Source organism: Tumebacillus permanentifrigoris, assembly GCF_003148565.1.
Classification (GTDB): domain Bacteria; phylum Bacillota; class Bacilli; order Tumebacillales; family Tumebacillaceae; genus Tumebacillus; species Tumebacillus permanentifrigoris.
On sequence record NZ_QGGL01000004.1, the window covers coordinates 267,981 to 287,588 of the forward strand.

22 protein-coding genes are annotated in these 19,608 nt (G+C 47.3%); 2 read left to right on the forward strand and 20 right to left on the reverse strand.

Features of this window, described 5'->3' with window-relative positions:
• Positions 1-102: 102 nt before the first annotated feature.
• The 13 genes from C7459_RS06315 to C7459_RS06375 all read right to left on the reverse strand — a co-directional run bounded on the left by C7459_RS06315 (position 103) and on the right by C7459_RS06375 (position 11,704).
• Complete coding sequence (locus C7459_RS06315) at positions 103-1,548, reverse strand: DHA2 family efflux MFS transporter permease subunit (RefSeq protein ID WP_109687505.1); 1,446 nt, start codon at positions 1,546-1,548, stop codon at positions 103-105.
• Positions 1,549-1,667: 119 nt separating this feature from the next.
• Complete coding sequence (locus C7459_RS06320) at positions 1,668-2,282, reverse strand: TetR/AcrR family transcriptional regulator (protein ID WP_109687507.1); 615 nt, start codon at positions 2,280-2,282, stop codon at positions 1,668-1,670.
• Between the two features lie 324 nt (positions 2,283-2,606).
• The gene (locus tag C7459_RS06325; protein WP_109687509.1) at positions 2,607-3,590 is read right to left on the reverse strand and encodes an aldo/keto reductase; all 984 of its coding nucleotides are present in this window, start codon (positions 3,588-3,590) and stop codon (positions 2,607-2,609) included.
• 15 nt (positions 3,591-3,605) lie between these two features.
• Positions 3,606-4,661 carry an NAD(P)-dependent alcohol dehydrogenase gene (locus C7459_RS06330; protein ID WP_109687511.1) on the reverse strand — a complete coding sequence of 352 codons (1,056 nt, stop codon included), beginning with the start codon at positions 4,659-4,661 and terminating at the stop codon, positions 3,606-3,608.
• Positions 4,662-4,782: 121 nt separating this feature from the next.
• Positions 4,783-5,178: a MerR family transcriptional regulator gene (locus C7459_RS06335; RefSeq protein ID WP_245884419.1), complete on the reverse strand. Its 396-nt coding sequence runs from the start codon at positions 5,176-5,178 to the stop codon at positions 4,783-4,785.
• 103 nt (positions 5,179-5,281) lie between these two features.
• A complete protein-coding gene (locus C7459_RS06340; RefSeq protein WP_109687515.1) occupies positions 5,282-6,436 on the reverse strand; it encodes an MFS transporter in 1,155 nt (384 codons plus the stop codon).
• A gap of 31 nt (positions 6,437-6,467) precedes the next feature.
• Positions 6,468-6,665 (reverse strand): SDR family NAD(P)-dependent oxidoreductase, encoded by a 198-nt coding sequence (locus C7459_RS06345; RefSeq protein WP_109687517.1) that lies wholly within the window; start codon positions 6,663-6,665, stop codon positions 6,468-6,470.
• An 80-nt stretch (positions 6,666-6,745) separates the two neighbouring features.
• On the reverse strand, positions 6,746-6,913 hold the full coding sequence (locus tag C7459_RS23950; RefSeq protein WP_170119312.1) for a cyclophilin-like fold protein: 168 nt from the start codon (positions 6,911-6,913) through the stop codon (positions 6,746-6,748).
• A 169-nt stretch (positions 6,914-7,082) separates the two neighbouring features.
• Entirely contained in the window at positions 7,083-7,478 is a 396-nt protein-coding gene (locus C7459_RS06355) for a hypothetical protein (RefSeq protein ID WP_146200956.1), read from the reverse strand.
• Between the two features lie 559 nt (positions 7,479-8,037).
• Positions 8,038-9,207, reverse strand: a complete 1,170-nt coding sequence (locus C7459_RS06360) for a helix-turn-helix domain-containing protein (RefSeq protein ID WP_109687523.1) — start codon at positions 9,205-9,207, stop codon at positions 8,038-8,040.
• 23 nt (positions 9,208-9,230) lie between these two features.
• Positions 9,231-10,022: a DUF5986 family protein gene (locus tag C7459_RS06365; RefSeq protein WP_109687525.1), complete on the reverse strand. Its 792-nt coding sequence runs from the start codon at positions 10,020-10,022 to the stop codon at positions 9,231-9,233.
• Positions 10,023-10,522: 500 nt separating this feature from the next.
• Entirely contained in the window at positions 10,523-11,176 is a 654-nt protein-coding gene (istB, locus tag C7459_RS06370) for an IS21-like element helper ATPase IstB (protein ID WP_245884412.1), read from the reverse strand.
• Positions 11,177-11,551: 375 nt separating this feature from the next.
• Positions 11,552-11,704, reverse strand: coding sequence for a helix-turn-helix domain-containing protein (locus tag C7459_RS06375; protein ID WP_109687526.1), 153 nt, complete (start codon positions 11,702-11,704; stop codon positions 11,552-11,554).
• Positions 11,705-12,144: 440 nt separating this feature from the next.
• Between C7459_RS06375 and C7459_RS06385 the strand changes: the two genes are divergently transcribed.
• A complete protein-coding gene (locus C7459_RS06385; RefSeq protein WP_109687530.1) occupies positions 12,145-13,533 on the forward strand; it encodes a hypothetical protein in 1,389 nt (462 codons plus the stop codon).
• 751 nt (positions 13,534-14,284) lie between these two features.
• On the opposite strand, the gene C7459_RS06390 is transcribed toward C7459_RS06385, so the two are convergent.
• From C7459_RS06390 to C7459_RS06410, 6 genes are all read right to left on the reverse strand, one after another.
• Positions 14,285-15,574: a helix-turn-helix domain-containing protein gene (locus tag C7459_RS06390; RefSeq protein WP_109687532.1), complete on the reverse strand. Its 1,290-nt coding sequence runs from the start codon at positions 15,572-15,574 to the stop codon at positions 14,285-14,287.
• Positions 15,575-15,782: 208 nt separating this feature from the next.
• Positions 15,783-15,956, reverse strand: coding sequence for a hypothetical protein (locus C7459_RS23220; protein WP_170119310.1), 174 nt, complete (start codon positions 15,954-15,956; stop codon positions 15,783-15,785).
• 16 nt (positions 15,957-15,972) lie between these two features.
• A complete protein-coding gene (locus C7459_RS06395) occupies positions 15,973-17,067 on the reverse strand; it encodes a tetratricopeptide repeat protein (RefSeq protein WP_109687534.1) in 1,095 nt (364 codons plus the stop codon).
• On the reverse strand, positions 17,049-17,312 hold the full coding sequence (locus C7459_RS06400) for a helix-turn-helix domain-containing protein (RefSeq protein WP_109687536.1): 264 nt from the start codon (positions 17,310-17,312) through the stop codon (positions 17,049-17,051). The genes C7459_RS06395 and C7459_RS06400 overlap by 19 nt, the downstream gene beginning before the upstream one ends.
• A gap of 207 nt (positions 17,313-17,519) precedes the next feature.
• On the reverse strand, positions 17,520-17,738 hold the full coding sequence (locus tag C7459_RS06405; protein ID WP_109687538.1) for a DUF2922 domain-containing protein: 219 nt from the start codon (positions 17,736-17,738) through the stop codon (positions 17,520-17,522).
• A 29-nt stretch (positions 17,739-17,767) separates the two neighbouring features.
• The gene (locus C7459_RS06410) at positions 17,768-17,989 is read right to left on the reverse strand and encodes a DUF1659 domain-containing protein (RefSeq protein WP_109687540.1); all 222 of its coding nucleotides are present in this window, start codon (positions 17,987-17,989) and stop codon (positions 17,768-17,770) included.
• Between the two features lie 117 nt (positions 17,990-18,106).
• Between C7459_RS06410 and C7459_RS23955 the strand changes: the two genes are divergently transcribed.
• On the forward strand, positions 18,107-18,241 hold the full coding sequence (locus C7459_RS23955) for a low affinity iron permease family protein (protein ID WP_146200958.1): 135 nt from the start codon (positions 18,107-18,109) through the stop codon (positions 18,239-18,241).
• Between the two features lie 883 nt (positions 18,242-19,124).
• Here the strand turns inward: C7459_RS23955 and C7459_RS06420 are convergent.
• Complete coding sequence (locus C7459_RS06420; protein WP_109687544.1) at positions 19,125-19,445, reverse strand: hypothetical protein; 321 nt, start codon at positions 19,443-19,445, stop codon at positions 19,125-19,127.
• Positions 19,446-19,608: the final 163 nt, after the last annotated feature.

Below are 19,608 nucleotides of genomic sequence, written 5' to 3' on the forward strand. Positions count from 1 at the left end.
AACGCACATTTCAAATGGCGGAAAAATCGGACATGCAAAAAAAGGGTCCTACTAAGTAGGAGCCCTTCAGATCGTATTCAGAAAACCTTTTCAAGAATGATCTTATACTTCTTTGAGCACAGCCTTCGTCAAGTCAGCAGGGCTCTCTTCGTCAGAGGCTTGTTTTACCTTTTTGAGGAAGAAGGATAGCAGCAAACCGAGGATACAAATTCCGACGACCACCAGATAGGCATCCGAAATTCCCTGAATGGAGGCTTCCTTGATCAGTTGCGCTTGCGTCGAAGTCTTCGCGATGCCAGAGGCGACCATGTCCTGCAGATGGGTCTTGGTACGGTCCGACATCACGGTCACGAGGAGCGAAGTCCCGACGGCACCGGCTACTTGGCGAATCGTATTGCTGATCGCGGTTCCGTGTGCGTTCAAGCGCTGCGGCAATTGATTCAAACCGGCAGTCTGCAAAGGCATCAAGAGCAAGGCCATCCCGATGCGGCGACCCGTGGACAAGAGCAGCAGATAGTTGTAACTCGTCGAGTCCGTCAAGTCCACAAATCCAATCGTGGTGCCGATGATGATGACCATCCCGACGATCGACAGCCACTTGGCGCCAAAGCGGTCAAACAGCTTGCCGGTCACCGGCATCAGTAAGCCCATGATCAGCGCGCCTGGGAACAGGAAGAGGCCCGCTTCCAGAGCTGTGTATCCGCGGATGTTCTGGAGGTACAGAGGAAGCAACATCATATCCGCATACATCGCCATGGTCACCACTATGTTGATGAGGGTCGTGAGCGAGAACATGCTGTACTTGAACGCGCGCAAGTCAAGCAACGGAGTTCGCGAGGCCAACTGTCTCCAAGACATGAGGGCGAGTGAAACAACGCCTACAGAAATCGTACTGAGAACTTCATTGCTCGACCAACCAAGGCTTCCGGCGCGGCTGAAGCCGTACAGCAACGTCCCGAACCCAATCGTGGAGAGGATGACACTGAGCAGATCGAGTTTGGTTTTGATCCGCTCAGACACGTTTCTCAGATACATAAAGCCCAGAATGATGACGATGATGACGAACGGAATCATCCCGTAAAACATCATTTCCCATTTGTAGTTTTCGAGAACGTAACCGGCAAGGGTAGGGCCGATCGCCGGGGCAAAGATGATGGCAAGACCGACCAGCCCCATAGCCCCGCCCCGTTTCTCGGGAGGGAAGATCGACAGGATGACATTCGTCAGCAACGGCATGATGATACCAGCGCCTGCAGCTTGGATCAAGCGACCGGTCAATAAAACGGGAAAGTCGGTCGCGATGGCTGAAACGATCGTTCCGATCAGAAAAACAACCATGGACGTTTGAAAAAGTTCACGCGTCGTGAACCGTTGCATCAGGAATGCGGTGATGGGAATCAAGACCCCGTTGACCAGCATGTACCCGGTTGTCAGCCATTGTGCCGTTGCAGCTGTGATGTTAAAATCCACCATCAGCTCAGGAATGGCGACGCTCATGAGCGTTTGGTTCAACGTTGCGAGGAAGGCCCCCAGAATCATGATGAACATGAGCGGGCCTTTTTTGATTGAACCGGTGGTTGCGTTTATTGTACTACTCAATTCTTTCCATCCCTTCCACACCTAGAGTCTAGTTTGATTGATTGTTTGTTTGTTTGTTGTCAGCAGACTTAGAACCCGTTTCGCAAGTAGTGAAACGTATTGTCCAGATACTGATCGAACGTCATGGCCTTAGCGGTTTCGTCCTCCGATTGACCGGGAAGCAACACGTTGATGCTTCCATCGAGCAAGGGCGACATGGCCCCAAAAACCGCGCCGACGAGCAGATGGGTGTATCCCTCGGGGTACTTCCCTTGGGATAAGTTCCTCAAGGTCTCCTCTGCCGCCGTTTGCATACGTCGGAGAATGCTCAGGATGTACGGCTCCAGCGTAGGATATTGCTTGGCAAGGAGGATGAGTTTGCGCATCCTCCGGAGATACTCTGCGGTCAGTTGCATTTTCATCAACAGGTACATGATGTCTAGCGGGGTGGAGCCATCGGGCAAGTCATTGAGCAGAGACACGGCTTCCTCGACGTTCTGGAAGGACTCAACGGCCGTCGCCACGGCTTCCTCCTTGCAGGAGTAGTAGTTCGCGAACGTTCTTCTGGAGTACCCGGCGCGTTGTACCACATCCTCGACGACAAAGCCGTCCATGCCCCGTTCCAGTGCCAGCTCGAACGCCGCGATGGCCAACCCCTGTGCAGTCGCTTCTCTCTTGATCCGACGCAAGCTAGGTTTGTTCATGAGTCGATGGATAGCCTCCTTTTTACGTGTTGATGGCTGGGTAATCGTGGTGATTTGTGGTTCTGCTAGAATCTAGAGTAGCACATACTTGCACTTTGGGCAATGTTGCACTTTAGGCAAAAATGCATGATGGGCAACGATATCTTATTAACATTGACTCCCTCTGCTCCATAAAACCGGAGGTCTCCCTTTTTTTTGCGGTCCCGACGCTTTTCTCCTGTACTTTTCCTCCAGACTCGTGATAGTCAGGCAACCAAGTATCCGGATTCAGGATGCGAAAAAAAGGAGTCAGGCCATGTCGCCTGACTCCTTTTGTCATGGTTGTTAGCTCCAACTCGATAGCAGCGTTTCCCCGCGGTCGGTTGCAGGTTGAGGAGAAACCGAAAGGGCAGAGATTTCATCTCGCCATTCGGAAGTCATGTCCACATCTGCAGCAGCCAGCGCATCCTCCAACTGTTCTACATTTCTGGCTCCAAGTATCGGAGCTGTGATCGCCGGATGGGACATCGCCCACGCGACGGCAAGCGTTGCTGGATTGATGCCGTGTTCTGCGGCATAGGCGGTGAATCGTTCCGCTACGACATAGTTCATCTCCTCGGCATAGCGGTCGGTGTATCGCTTTTCTTCCACGAGTCGTCCTTGGCCGGGTCGTTTGTTCACGCCGTATTTGCCGGTCAAAAGTCCGGCTCCCAAGGGACTGTAGGAAATCACGCCGACCTGTTCGGAAGCGGCGAGCGGCAGAATTTCCACTTCGGCTTGGCGTTTCACCAAGCTGTACATCGGTTGGATCAATTCAAAGCGGGCCAGTTGTTCCTTCGCCGAGACCCCCAAGGCTTTGGCGATCTGCCAAGCCGCCCAGTTGCTGACCGCCGGGTAGAGGATCTTGCCTTGTGCTTGCAGGTCGTCCAACGCACGAAGCGTTTCTTCCATCGGGGTGTTGTCATCGAACATATGCACGAAGTAAAAATCCAAGCGGTCGGTCTTCAACCGACGCAAGCTGTTTTCCACTTCCAGCATGATGTGACGGCGGGAGAGGCCCCTCGCGTTGATATCGGCTCCCGTCGGGTAATAGACTTTGGAAGCGAGGACGATCTCATCCCGGCAATCGGCGATGCACTCGCCCAGGATTTCCTCCGACCGCCCGAAGCTGTAGACATTCGCCGTATCAAAAAAAGTAATGCCCGCTTCCCGACAGCGCTTGAACATCGCCTTCGAGGTTTCCACGTCGGCGTTCCCGCCAAACGACATCGTGCCAAAACACAAATTGGAGACCTGAATGCCGGTCTTGCCTACTGTACGGTATTCCATTTGGAACCCCCCACCTTACAAAGTCGAGACATCAATCACAAAGCGGTACCGCACATCGCTTTTGAGAACCCGCTGATACGCTTCGTCCACTTGGTCGGCGCTGATGACTTCAATTTGCGGGGCAATGCCGTGCTCGGCGGCAAAGTCGAGCATCTCTTGCGTTTCTCGAATCCCTCCGACGAGCGAACCGGCGATGCTACGGCGGCCCATGATCAAGGAAAACACATGGTACTTGTCTGGCTCGGCCGGTGCGCCGACATTGACGAGCGTTCCGTCGATGCGCAGTAGCGACAAGTACGCGTCCACATCGAGATTCGCCGACACGGTATTCAAGATCAGGTCAAAACGGCCCGCCAACTCCGTGAAGGTTGCGGGGTCGCTGGTTGCAAAGTAGTGGTCCGCGCCAAAGCTCAGGGCTTCGTCTTTTTTATTCAGAGAGCGGCTGAGGACAGTCACTTCAGCACCCAGAGCATGCGCAAATTGAATCGCGAGGTGGCCAAGCCCGCCCATGCCGACGATGGCGACTTTCTTGCCGGGGCCTGCGTTCCAATGTTTCAGCGGAGAGTACGTGGTGATGCCAGCGCACAGAAGCGGGCTTGCCACGTCTAGAGACAACGCATCCGGAATGCGGACGACGAAGCCTTCTGTGACGACGATTTTTTGGCTGTATCCGCCGTAGGTGGGGTTGCCGTCGTAATCCAGCGCGTTGTAGGTGGAGACGACGCCTTTTGTGCAGTATTGTTCTTCCCCGCTTAGGCAGTATTCGCACTCGCCGCAGGAATCAACAAAGCAGCCCACACCGACGCGGTCACCGACTGCAAATTTGGTCACTTCTGAACCTACTGCCGCCACGACGCCGGCGATCTCGTGACCCGGAACCATCGGGAAGATGCCTTCGCCCCACTCACCGAAGGCGCTGTGGATATCGGAGTGGCAGATGCCGCTGAACTGAATGTCGATCAAGAGATCGTGCGGACGCAGAACTCTGCGCTCCAACGTGGTACGTTCAAATGGTGCAGTTGCACTCGCAACGCTCAGAACCTTGGTAGTTGTCGTATGATTTTGGCACATGTATGTTTTCTCCTCCTGTACTGTGTGTCTGTGTAAAGCCTACAACTTGGAGTCGACTCCAAGTCAACCCCCTCAATCTATTAAAAAACCAACTTCCATATCTGGATGGAAGTTGGTTTCTTTACTTGGGGGTCGTTTCTTTTTGGGGACGAAGTTTCTCCGGCAAGCAAACTTCTGTATAATGCTCCACTTTGTGCTCAAGAACCTTGTGCGCGGCCTGCAATTCCGCAATCTTGGATTCCAACAGTTCCTTTTGCTCCGTCAGCAACACCAGTCGTTCCGAAGCGGCGTTCGGGTCCTTTTCCAAGCTCAGACTCAAGTAATACTTGATGACCTCAAGCGACATGCCTGCTGACTTCAAATGCGTAATGAAGACCATGAGCTCCAGATCATCAGCCCCATAGACCCGTCGCCCGCTCCTGTTTCGTGTCGCCCGCGGCAGCAGGTCGATTTTTTCGTAGTACCGAATCGTATCTTCGCTGAGACCTGTTCTTACTGCCGCTTGCTTGATCGACATTGCCTCCAAGTTGAGCACCTCTTTTCTAGGAATCTACAGATCTATACACGGCAATCTTATAACTTGGAGTTGACTCCAAGTCAACCCCGAAGTTCTGCCGGAATCAGCTCGTTGATTCGGTGCGGTTTCTCATAAAAATAAAGGCCGCGCACAAGATCAACGCGAGATATCCCACGAATACGACGTACTGTGTGCCGATTGCGGAGATCAGGAATCCTCCGGCTGCTGTCCCGATCGTGGTTCCTACGTTCGCGGATGTTAAAAAAAGTCCATTCGCGAAATCCGGAGCTTCCGGAGCGGCAGACGCGATCCAATATTGCCCGTAATTCGTACCCATCCCCGCCAAGATTCCCCACAGGAACACGACAAAAGACATCGCAACGACGAAATGTCCCAAGAAGAACAAGAGGATGTACACGGCTCCCAATGCGAAAGGAAAGACCGCGATGGATCGGAAAGCATATCTCGTAAGCAACTTCCCAGCTGCGAAGTTGCCGATCAGATTGGCGGCTCCGTAGAGTACCAACATGAAACTGATGGCATCCCAAGACATGTTCGTAACGGTCTTCAGGTACTCCGAAAGATAACTATACACCCCGAATACGGCCGCATTGATGAGGATGGCAGCCGCAATCGACAGCCAAACTGTTGCTTTTTTTAAGACGAAGACTTGTTCCCGGTAAGACGGCTGATCCTGAACCGGCATGGACGGCACCCAGAGCCATGTCGCAAGGAACGCGACGGCATTGACAACCGCAAAGAAGAGCATCGCCATCTCATACGAAGCGTGGCTCGTAATAAAGCTTGTGATCGGCACGCCCAGCACCATACCAGCTGAGACTCCCATGATGATTTTTGAAACAGCTTTCGGCGCTTCTTCCTTGCTGACGCTTGCCGCTGCGGTTGTAAACGCCAAGGAACAATAGATCGGGTGAAAAAAAGCGGGAACCACGCGGGCGATCAAGGCAACGGCAAAGTTTGTGGCGAAGAGGGAGACGATGTTCCCCAGTACAAAAACACCCAAGACCAGCAACATGACCTTCTTGCGATTGATCCCCGAAAACAACATCGGCATTGTGGGGCCTGATCCGGCCACCACGAGTGCAAAGAGGCTCACCAGCAACCCGGCTTGCGAGACACTCACATGAAAGTGATCCGCGACGAACGGCAGAATCCCGATCACTCCCATTTCCGTGGTGAGGATGCCGAACACCCCGATGATCAAGATCCACATCAACAACTGATTCTGTCTGCTCATGAAACTCCTCCCTGCTACGTCGACATCATCTCTACAAACGAAACGTCGATCTCTTTAACGAAACGTCCAGATTGGACTCCATCAGTTTTTGCGCAGCTTCCTGACCCTTCTCCGGGTCCCGACGGGTCAAGGTGACCTGAAAACCCTGGAAAGCCAATTGTTTGACCAACTCATATCCGATTCCCCGATTCCCGCCGGTGACGAGCGCAACTCGTTTTTCGTGTGACATGTATATACTTCCTCCGTTTCTCGCTTCGTCATGGCCTTGGTTACACAATCCTACAAGTTGGAGTTGACTCCAAGTCAACCCTAAAAAACTTTACCCACCGATTGAGATCCCATTGTTCCTCCGCCACGAGGGCGCCGCGGGGCGTCTTGAAAGCCAAAATCTTTATAAAAAATAGCCAGAGTTCCCCAAGGAGTGTAGTACGTACTATCTCCAATAGAAGCCGAAGTACCATTTGGGGAACCGTCAATCTGGAAATCAAGTCACCCACTGGACGATCTCATCGCCTCCGTGGAACCGTAGCGGTTAAAGAATACTCTGCTGGAGCACCTAGCCGAGCATGAGCTTCGGGAACTCTGTAAGCGTTTGGTGTAGAAAAAAGAGAACGGGTATCATGACCCATTCTCTTTTCTCAATACTTTAGGGTTGTACATCTACATAACGCAATTTAAGCCCAGAAATACCTAAGTCGTAGTAGACATGTGCCAGACCGAATTTCAGAGGAATTTGAAACACATAGTCCGCTTCTGAATGAGCGGGGCGTGAAACTTTGGCGAAACTGCGATCGACATCTTTCCAAGTCGACCACTTATCAAATTCTTCTTCGGGGACAAATTCTCTTACCAGATTGGACATGTCCTTGTACATCAGATTGTTTTTATAAAAGGTTTCTTTTTGCATATTGTTATCCGCTTGTACAGAGTTCTGGACGCGTGTAATCGAAAGTTTGTAGTTCCAAACATAACCACCAAAAATCAGGAACAGGCTAAGGACGATGATGGTTATTTTCTTTGCTTTAGATAGGTGCATGCGCATGCGATTTCCTTTCCGGAAAGTTTTTACAATCCATAATGTACCCTACTATTTGTGGGGAGTATATAACATTTAATAAAAGTAGTTTCATCCAAGATCAAAGAGCCAATGATGAATTCCTCCCGTTTTGATTCCAATGAACCGATGGGAGCGGCCATGATGGCACGTTCTCAGTCCATCCCTGCGACCGTTTCGCTATATCATACCTCCTAGAAGAAAAAAAGAGACCGTCTCCAGCAAGGGGACAGTCTCAGACGACAACTATTTGGTAACAAAACAACAAGAGTAGAGTGACAAAAAAGTTCTTTCAAAAGAAGACTCTGGAACCCGCATTCCACCGTTAATTCGGTGATTATTGGTAATAAAGGGTTCCTTCATTTTCCATCGCTATTCAACATGGAGGCAAATAAGTTTTTTTATTGTGGTAGAAAAACCCCCTCAGTGAAATCAAAATAACCTAATTATACAATTCATGACTAAGAGACATCCAGTTATTACTTGTAACGTCAAGAGGACCTAAAATTAAGGCCCATCTCCTTGGTCTGGAAATCATAATATTTATTCATAATACCGCGCCAGTGCTCTTAATTTCGATCACAACTGAGTTTGATTCCCTCTGTGCATCATTCAGAGTACCTTCCTCTAAACCTAGTAAGACTTCAACATCCATTTTATTTAGGCTGATACTATTTTTTGATAGTTGTTGTATCAATTGATCACCCGATAATACACCTTTACTTTTCAGCAATTCGATTGCTTTCTTTAGCAACGATGGTTTTGGAATCGGTATCACATCGTCCAACGGTTCCTGGCTACGCCAACCTTTTTTTGATATCTGTCTCATTAAATACTGATATTGATTGTGATTTATAGCTTTTAATTGAAAGGCCCTGACAACCATTGCAGAAATTGATACTCTCCATTTTCTTTTTAGCTCAATATAATAGTCAAGCTTATTGGGGTATATTAGATCATTCAGAAATGATTCCTTAGGCAATAAGAATGCAGCAGCAAACTGGTTCGCTTCATTCTCGATTTCCCGAAACTCTTCTCGTGATATCACCTCTAAATCGGTAGACCAATCATGTAAAATGATATGTCCAAGTTCATGTGCAGCACTAAATTGCCTTCTTGCTGCAGATCCTTTATCGTCACCCAAAACGACAAAATAAAATTCACGACCATCCACTTCTTGACGCTGACTAAACGCATCGATATTATTCCCACCAGTGGAAATTGAAGTTAGTATAAGACCGTTCTTCTCTAGTAGATGTACCATATTGGAAATTGGTTCGGTTCCTAAGTTCCAATGTTCCCTGACTTGTAGGGCTATAGATTCAATATCAGGGGTTGTTTCATGAGTAATAACTGGAACTGATAGTTTCGGGAACTTAATATACTTATCAAGGACATAATATATTTTAGAAAGTACTTTCGTTTTTTCCTCCTGAGATAGGCGATCCTTTTTATTGGTAGTAAGCAATGCTCTAAAAAAAGTGGTTCCTGCTTTTATTTCTTGTATGTCCTCCTCATAAAAATAGTCCCTTGGGAAGCCAAGGGCACTAATTAATCGTAAGAGTGTTTCTAAACTTGGGTTAGCCTTACCGTTTTCGTAGTTTGAAATCGCTTGCTTTGTGACTGATGTTTCCTCAGCTAACTCAGCGATCGTCATACCTCGAAAAGTTCTTGCCTGCTTTAGTCTACTTCCATTAAAAGCCCTTCGATTCGACATCACTAAGACCTCCTAAACCTAAGTTACTTTTTTCCCTTTTTATGATCTTTATCGCCTTCATTTTCGTCTTCTTCCGTTTTAATGCCTAACAAATAATCACTTTCATCGTTTATAATCTCTTCACGAAGACTAAGTTCAATCTCATCTTCACGATCAAGTTGAGCTCCGTCACCAAATGCAAGAGCTGCACTGAAGTCCAGCGTTATAAACTCACTCCAATCCTCCTTATATGCAATCCCTAAGTTGGGCGTGAGCATACAAGCGTTAACAGAAATTAAATCTTCCCGATGCGTATCAAACGAAATCAATACAAAACGATTGAGCGGTTGTTGCAGTTGTTCGGTGATTTCAGACAGAATCCCCTGCATCCCTTGATTCCATTCGTCACTGAGCGTATCGAACAATTGCATTTGCTGCCCTACACGGTAGTTTGTATCTATTGAAAGATCCTTATTAATGGCGGCAAGTGCATCCAAATAATGCGGTTTGACTCGTCGACGACGTGTGGATAAGGAACGGAAGTTCTTATCTCTCATGAACGCGTATAAGTATCCCGACTCCTTTTCGTACAAACAAGCAACTTCCCAAAGACTGCCTCTCGGAATCAAGACATGCTGATAGTCACTTGTCGGCAAGTTATGTACAACGTTCGTATTTATAAAGTCCCATTTCAAGTTGTGCCGCGAATTGAAGGTTATAAGTTTTCGAATCGCCAGAAATTCTGCGACATCGTCCTTTATTGCAGCTTTTACACCATTTATTGCTATTTTTTTGTTTCGATCCTTCATAGGAATATCCAGATTTACATCTGCCATATTGCATCCTCCTTTTAGATGAAACGTAGTTTCATAAACCAATTCTACAAAATACTTGGAATTTGTCAACTGAAATGTCTACCTTACAGGTAATAATCAATGATTTTAAACGCTTCGAGCCCTCGTCGTAGAGACCAGATCTTCACCCAATACAGTTCAGAGTACTATGAGTACACGAATTGCGGTAAACAGTCACAGAGACTGTGTGATCGCTTAATCCCGTCGCTAGGATGCGCAAGATCCTTACAGGAGGAAGTAGATCAATACCAATTGTCTGAACTCTCTTTCTGACGAACCATTACAACTGAAGAGACTAACCACCGATAGCAAGGGGTGCCGGAGGCCATTGGGGATGATGAGTTCGCCGTTTTCACCTCCACCAATACCATAAGGTAATCACTGATTTGGACGGACACTGTACTCATGTGTCAACATCAGTTGAGAACTCCTCAAAAATACCGTTTGAAAAAACCCCAATTTCGCCGGTCCGAGCAAAACTTTTATCCGTTTTGATCCCCAGTTGTCTCCGACCTAAAGAACCCTGCTTTCTTCTGTTCCTTCACGCGACAGCTCTCCCCCTTAATGTTAATTGTGTTGGAATGATGGAGTAGACGGGCTAGAATGACTGTCGCCAAGACTGTATCTCCAAAGATGTTCCCCCACATGCCAAACGATTTGTTGGACGTGAGCACAATTGACCTTTTTTCGTATCGCTCTGACACAATCTGAAAAATGAAATGGGCAGCAGTTGCATCCATTTTTCGATACCCAATCTCATCAATAATGAGCAGATCTAGCTTCGTATAGACCCACATTTTTTGCTGAATAGATCGACTGTGATGAGCATCTTGAAGCGTTATAACGAGGTCGTGGGCTGACGTAAAGTAAACGGTCTTGCGTTGAGTGATGGCTTGCATGGCCAGAGCTACGGCAAGATGTGTTTTCCCTACTCGGGGTGGACCCAGAAGGATGACATTCTCCTGATGGTCTACGAATCGTAAGGTGGCCAGATCACGTAAACGACGTTCATCATCGAAGTCAAATTGATCAATCGTCTTATGATAAGGAAGCTTGGCGAGACGTGTCCTCATACGAAGATAGCGGTAGTGTTTGATCGTTAATTCTTCCTGGAGAAGCTTGTCCAGAAACTCCAAATACGTTAGATTGTGTTTAGTTGCTTCTTCCGCATGAGCATGGAGGGTTTTGGGAATCCGTACCCATCCGAACTGTTGAAAGGCAATTGCAGGCGCTCTTGAATGATCATGAGCGCGTCACCTCCTCTTCCGTGAACTGTTCATACACGGCAAGGGAGCGTACGACCACTTCGGGTATTGGTGAAGAGGGCATAAGTCGCGGTGTTGGTTGGGGAACCGGTTTTGCGACAGTGTCTTCTCGAATGCCTTCGAAGTGGTTTTTGTTTTGCAAAATTTCCCGTTGTCCAGAGGACTTTCGATGTTCAGATATGATCTTGTTTTCGTAGTCGATTTGAATCCCGCCGCGACGGTCATCCTTCACATGGACGAGGTGACCTACGAACCGAATCGGTACGTGTCCGGATAATCCTCATATAACCATCTTCGGATTGTCTTGCGGTCTCGACCTAGTTCTTTTGCTATGGCAGTGATGCTCATGCCACGCTGTTTCATCTCTTTGATCACAAAAAACTCCCCATTCTTGACCATGAAATCTCTCTCCTCTCGGAGAGACTATTCGTTGGAAGTGGGGATTTTCAACTGTTTATATTGAGGATTTTACAACCGTTGTCCACACTACTCATGAGTGTACAATACCATCGCATCTAGCGTCCTCGACTCGGGAAGCTTTTCTTTGTTACCTTGGCCCAACTTTAGTATAGAAAACCAGAATACTAAATCTTCCATACAGGTAATTTCATTGACACTCATTCGCAAAGCCCATGATGCCAGCTTTTTCGTAGACCGCATTGCAACCTTTGAATCTCAGATGAAAAACCTCGCATACATGAAATCCCGGTTCGATATTAGGCAGGATTATTACTTCGTGCTGGTTGCCAAAGTGGATGACCAAGTGAACGGCTACGCCTTATGAAGTTAGTCGTATTACTGCGATTGATATGCTAATATAGCATACGGAGGTGGAAAAAATGCAACAAATGATTGATAGAGTATATGGACATCCAGTGAATGCTTCTATCGTGAACATGCTTAACGAGCTGGACCAGATCAAGGAACGAAGGCACTATGATGACATACCCGCTGACGAATATATTCAGCATGCTGAATACGTTCTGAAGTACATTCAGAATAAATTGGCTTGTGTAGATCCTTTATTAGTTTCAATCACCACATTGAATACAATAGATCAGCTCATATCCCAAATCCAATCACAGATCAATAACTTCGTCTCAACAGCAAACGTAGGTCATCTACACAACATTGACACCCAGTTAATAAGTATTCTACAGCAACAATCCGGCATCTTTACCCCACAAAACCTTGAGGACCTTACTTCCCTGAAGGAAGCGATCACTGGGTTTAAGAGATCCTTCGGTCAACATATCTCACATGCCAGCAAACAGGTTGAGTCCCTAACAGAAAAAGCTGACCAATCACTACAGGGGATCACAAAACAAGTCTCCGAACTAAAAAAGCAAACGGAAGATACGGTTTCAAATTTTCTGGCTGATGTCGATACTTTAAAAGAAGAATATACACGAGGCAGGGAACAATTCGTTGCAGACCTTACCACTTCAGAACAAAAACTCAGGGATCAACTCGAAGAAATCGATCAAGAAACCAGAGAGAAGATCACAAACTGGGATGAAAATCTCTCCGCTCTCAAAAATCAAATTAATGAGCTTGTTGAGTCCCAAATGGAAGTCTTCGCAGCCACTCTCGAAACGAGTGCGACCGCAATGCAAGACAGCACTGAAAATGGGATCAAAGCATTCGAAGAGAGAGTAACGACACTCATCGATACTGAAAAAAATAAATTGGATGAACTGTGGAAGCATCTCGAAAAGAAGAAAAGCGAAGTCGAAGAATTGGCAGGATCCGTGTCGATAACTTCTATGGCCGGCTTTTACAAAGGTATCGCAGACCGTGAAAAATCGTCCGAAAACCTTTGGAAATGGATCTCTACGATTGTGTTTGTTCTGCTCATCGGTGTCACTAGTTACAATGCCTATAGCAATACGGACGATTTCACATGGGCTAAATTTGCACCTAAGATTCCCGTCTCGATTGCGTTTGGTTCTTTTCTTGCTTTCTGTTTGAGACAGTTAACCGTGCATCGAAAACATGAAAGGTATAACCGACAAACTCAGCTTGAACTTTCTGCTCTTGAACCGTACATTACGACTCTGGGGCCTGAGGTCTCTAAGGACATCAAGAGCAAGCTTGCGGAAAAACTCTTTGGACGAGCTGACCAAATGATGGGTGTCTCTTCAGCCGACGACAAACCCGAGATCATGAGTCAAGAGGCAATGCTAAATTTGCTAGACAAGGTTGGAACGATAGTCAAAGGAAAATGAACCTTTCAATACAAACCAAAGTCCTCGTGCACGTATGCACGAGGACTTATTTATCACATTTTCCCACTGCTCGCCCTACGAATAGGCAAGCCGTTTTATGCTGTACGTACAGATAGATGGCCGTGCCACCAAGTCGATCACAATTGAGAAACCAACCCCCCGCGATTCCCATGCCCATCAGGATTGCCAACACATATATGCCGAAGATCCTGATGACCTACACCCCGATCAGCGTGCTGTACATCGGGCTTTTTGTGTCACCAGCGCCCTGCAACGCAACAGCCAAGATCAAACTCACAGTGAGTGCCAGCTATGTCCCTAGACAATTGTTGTTCACACGCCTTGCTACAACTAATTTTGCACGGGAGGTCATTCATGTAGATGAGTGTTACCGGATGCCCTTGCAGACTGTTCATTTTGCTGTATCTACCTGGGTAAGGGGGGAAACAGCATATTGGATGGCCTCCCCTAATGTCGCTCTTGTAGTCCCTGAGCGCATAGATTGAACCAAGGTAGCATGTCGCTACCTTGTTTTTTTGTGAAAGGTGTGACGGTTTTGGAGGATGAACTCGGGCTGACGACCGTGATCAGTCAATTACACCAACAACTGACGAAAGCCTATTAAGAAATGGCACCCTCACGGATGCCTGTGTGATCGCCCTTAGTCAAGAGCTGGAACTCCTTATCGTGAGAGCCCAACGTCTCAAGTCTAAAGTAACAACCGCAGTCGATGGTTCCAGTTCCAGTATGCTTACGTGAGCAGGATTCCACGCTCTCGCAGGTTTTCCATATAGGCTTCATTCATGAGATTGAGGTATTGCGTGGACTTTTTGAAATCGCCTATTCTTTCGTACAGATCCGCAATCTCCTTATAGGTCGTCGCCAAGTCGAGATGCCGGTTATGCTCTATATACACGGTGACCGCAATCTCGAAGTTTTGAAGGGCCAAGGAAGCGTCGCCGTATGCCGCTTCAATTCTACCCTTGGTCTTGTACAAATGCCCCGAAGGTAGCGAATCATTCGACAAGGAGGCAAGCCCGTGCTGAACAGCTTCTCGTGCCTGATCGTATTCACTTTGGTAGTAATGGTGAAAGGCTATCTCGCCATAAACAAGGCAGAGTTCTTCCTCAAGTGACTGCTGGTGGCACGTCTCGATACAAGCGACGAGGATCTGCAGGGATTCCTTGGCCTTCCCTTGCTCCCGAAGAGAAACCGCGTACTGAATGTTGATCTTCAAGCGGAGTTTGATCATATTCAAGGCATCGAAAATCGCGATCGCATGTTGCGCGTACTCGCCTGCCTTTTCAAACTCCTGAGCTTGAGCGTACCCAGACCCCATCTCCATGTAGAGAAGTCCGATCTCCTTGAGCTGGTTTGTCTTGTTGAGCATCTTATACGCCTCCTGATAATCGAGGAGGGCTTCCTGGTACTCGCCTAGCTGGTTACATACAGCGGCTAGATGCATCAACACCTCGGCTTTAAGCACAGGTTGACTGTGAAGCAAGTTATCAAAAAGAACTAACGATCTTCTCCACTCATAGATGGACTTGTGAGGTTTTTTCTGATTCTTGAAGACGAGCCCCAACTGAATCAATGCTTTGATATTTCCCTCATAATCTAGTTTGGACTCGTACAGCTCGATAGCTTGTTCATGAGACAACTTTGACCTCTCCAACTCCCCCAAGTTCATGTAACAGATCCCCAGACTGAAACGAACCTCCGCTTCATTCAAACCCGAAGACATGTCCTCCAACAGATTCTCCAACAACGAGACCGCATGATCGAACTTCTCTGCGTTCATCAGAGCCCTCGCAACTTTAAAGCTACTAGCCTGCTCCATCTGTGCAGCGATATCGGCCAAGAAGTATTCCAGAGGCTCCTCTAACTTTGTGGCGATTGCCTCCAGTACTTTGTAAGAAGGTTTTGCCTTATCCGACTCGATCTGCGAGATCATGCTGGGTGTAACAAGTCCTGCACCAAGGTCGGACTGCGTAAGTCCTTTGGTGAGCCGTAACGCTCTGATTTTCGTCCCAAGTGACATGTGGAATGTGCCTCCTGTTTCGTAGAGTTAAGGGTTGTTAGTACATGCTGTTGAAATCACTTGCAGTTAGCACGGAGCCCTTTATATGCAATAATCTTAACTCCATTCCGAACAACAATAAATCTTTAGTTAATTGTAGAAATACGGTGGTTTTGAGCATAAAAAAAATCCCCCGCTACGTGCGGGAGATCAAAAAGGGTTATACAATTTAGGCGTTCCTCGTAATACCCAAGGGACCCGGATCTTCAACATAGGACACTTGTTTGGTTATGAACAAAGGACCCGGGTCTTCAACTGCCGCCGTGATAGCAGAAGATACCGTAAGGCTAATAAAACTCCATGCCAAGCAAACAGCAACGACTGCAAGTAGCATTTTTTTCATCTTTCATCCTCCTTGGTTAGGGCATAACCTGCGGTCTCAATGTCCGGAACAGTACCGAGTTAATTTGCTCCGCCGTCTCCAAAGCCTTGGACGTGTCGCCCTTTGCTTTATAGGCCGATTTGACAATTTCCAATGATTCCGCCATCTCCCTGTCTAGATCCATTTTACCAAGAATCTCAGCAGACTTGAATGCTAGTTCAATACAGTCCTCATACTTATTAATCTGTAGATGGTACTTTGCGTTCGTCGTCAAGACATGAGCAAAATATTCTTTATTCGGTTCTTCGATGACATGTTCGAAAAGACTGGCTGCCATTCCAACGAAACGGCCTGCCTCACTTGTTTCCTTTGACTCTAAATGCAGATCGGCTATTCGTGCGTACGTTAAAGCTAAGGTATTGAAATCCTTCGCTTCTTTCAATATCAATGCCTGAGACCTCAATTCTTCAATTGCTTCCTGCGGATGATCGTAAGACAGAACATAAAATGCATATACTCGTTTGGCAGTCTCAACCCATTCAATGATTTCAAGGGATTCATATAAAGCAAGCGATTGCTTTAAATATCCCCCTGCATTTTCGAGGTCGTCCATGTTGCGGTGGACGATTCCAAGGAGGTACAAGGACCTTGCCAAGTTCAATTGATCAGACAAATCAATAAAGTATGTTCGTGCTTTTTCTAAGTACTCCTTCGCCTCATCATGGAATCGCAATTGACGACAGGTGTTGCCAAGATTATATGTAATTCGTGCCACCAATAAGTCGGTCTCGTGATATCTGTTACTATATTGAAACGCCAACGAGTAGTATTTATAGGCATCTAAGAACTTGTTCGAAAGGTACCATGCAGTCCCAAGTAAGTTGTACAGGTCAGCGAACAAACGACCAAATGCCTCTCGCTTGCCTTGCAACTTTTCTGCCAACCCTGTGAGTATTTCGATAGCCTGCGACCAATCTTGTTTTCGGATATGATACTCCCCAAGACAAAGGATGAGCCTGTACTTTTGGTGTTCAGCAACGTTGTCACGCCCCATGAGTTCTTGGATCGATTCGTAGGCTTGATCTAACTCTTTTTGGTGCAACAGGACCTTGATCAGATCAAGTAAAACCACATTGTCCCAGAGGCGCTTGTCGATTCCCGATTCCGCAAAAGCTCACTGACCGGCTTTCCTAATTTATTGCAAATCCCCACCAAGATATCCTCATTCGGAAGGGTAGGATACGAATTATTCTCCAATTGGCTAATCAAAGATTCTGAGGTAACCCCTTCTGCTAGTTCCTTTTGGGTCATACCCGCAGCTTTTCGCCATTCACGGATTTTTTGACCTAGAACTAGCATGTTTATGTTATCGCTCATGTCGAGCCCTCCCGTTTTTATTATACGTCAGACAATTATAACAAATATTTCATAAATATAACAGATTCTTCTCTTAATTACTATGTAGCATCTTACTCGGTAATCGAATTCATTCAAGATGTTTACCAAATAGACTCCAATCCTCAATTATTGAGAGTGTCTTTCTATAAAAAGGACAGGCCGGGATTCGGCCTGTCATATTTGTACTTAGATTTCGATTTTCTGCACGTTCGACCCAACGATGCGAGCCGAGTGTTTTGCGACCGCAACGCCTTGCGGGAAGTCGAAAATCCCTTTTGAAATCACGAGATCCATGACATTCTGAATCTCAGTAGCGGTGAGGTCTTGCTTCGGTTCCGGGATGACGAGTTTGACTTTTTTATTGAGGTTGATGGTGAAGAACAGTTCGAGATCGCGCTTTTGCATGAGCGGTTCCCTCCTTTATGTCTGGTGGTTTAGATGCGGGTCAGGTCTTCGCGTTCAAGCAGTTGGATGTGGTGCAGTTTGTACGTGCTCAGGCTGGCAAGCGCTTCGCCGACGGCGTACACATCGTCCTCTGCGGCGGACGGGAGGACTCGGGAATAGGCCTTGTCTTTGTATTGCGGGGTTCCTTTCTCGTCGAAGCCCGTTTGCAGACGTAGCATCATGCTCGTCCAGCCTTGGTTGGAATTGATCATCTAGCATCCCTCCTGGGTGAGTTTGGCCTTACACTTCTACCATGCAATGAGAGGGGCGATTCTGGGACAGCGGGAAAATATTTTTTTCTTAACACCGGTAGGCTAAGATGCATCCTCGTGGAACTGGTTCCCAATCGCGATGCCGCGCTGGACGATCTCATCGCTTCCGTGGAACCGAAGCGGTTAAAGAATGCACTGCTGGAGCACCTAACCAAGCATGAACTTCGGGAGCTTTGTAAGCGATTGGCGTAAAAAAAGAGAACGGGCATCATGACCCGTTCTCTTTTCTCTCTACTTGGTTTCTCTGCGCTCTGAAATACGCTACCAGTGCGTCAGTTGCGCTTGCCTTTGTTCCGAGTGTTGCCTGATGCGGGTTGATGATAGACTTTTGGATGTAGTCTCTTAAGTACACACATAGCGAGTTTGTTGGACAGCCACCCCTCTGCATGAACTAGAGCGTACAAAAAAAGAGAGAGGCTACACAGAGCCCTGTTCAGTGATAAAAAAGTTGTATACTGGGAGAGCCCGCGAAGCCTTGATGTACCGTTCCTTTGGACTATGTAGATGACAAAAAAGTTGTATACTCAAAATGCCCTTTGAAATCTCTGCACATTTTTTTGTGACAAAAAAGTTGTATACTGGAACGCACCACAATTACTTGTATTATCATATCGAGGAAGTCCTCGTATTTTTGGTTTACATCAGGAATCTCAAAACATCAAAAAGAGCCACGCAATAAATTGGTGGCTCTTTTTGATGTTTTGAGAGGAACAACAATGTGTTTTATCTCCTCTCCTTCTGCTTCCTCTTGGTCCTTTTCCCGAGTATAGGAACGATGATGAATACAGGAACAACGAGGCAGACGCATCCAACTGTCAGTCCGGCTATCGTCTGTAAAGCGATATGCAGATCCAAACGAATCACCCTTTCACTTGAATACAAACGTCAACAGCAGAATGAACGCTACGAGCACGAAGAAACGCATTACGTCTACCGCTCGTTGTGGGGGCAATGGCTGAGTGGTGGGCTCTATCTCAAACCGAAACACGACACTTCCGCAAACCTCGCACTTTTTTTGCTGCAACTTTATCGATTCACAACATCTGGAACAATGCATATCGAGCACCTCCATCGCTTACACCAAGTCTGCAATCAACCAGTCCAGATTCTCCGGCTTCTGTCTAGTCAAGAGCACTAGCTCAGCGCCCATTTTACGATAGACGGGATACAACTTCGGGTCGGTCACGATGAGAATTTTGAACAGGCTTCTCAACCCTTCCACGGGACGAAGTGACTTTTCTGCATGCGCCAGACTATCAACACACAACAAAGCCACTGAGCATTCAGCCAAGGCTTCCATCTCGGCTGTCTGATCAAGAACCTGCACCGCCCGCTTGTGAAGAGCTTCGCGGATAGTTCCTGCTACGGTCGAGTTTCCATATACATAGACGAACATCGTTGTTATTCTCCTTTGCTTGCTTTGGATCAAAAAAAGCCTGCGGGCTCTCAAACGATCTCCGTGCACCAGCCCGAATGTCTCCTTGGGCTTGCACCGAAACCTTATGAGATCTCGCAGGCTTACGTACGGCCCGGCGTCCACGGACCCCTTGCACTCAGTC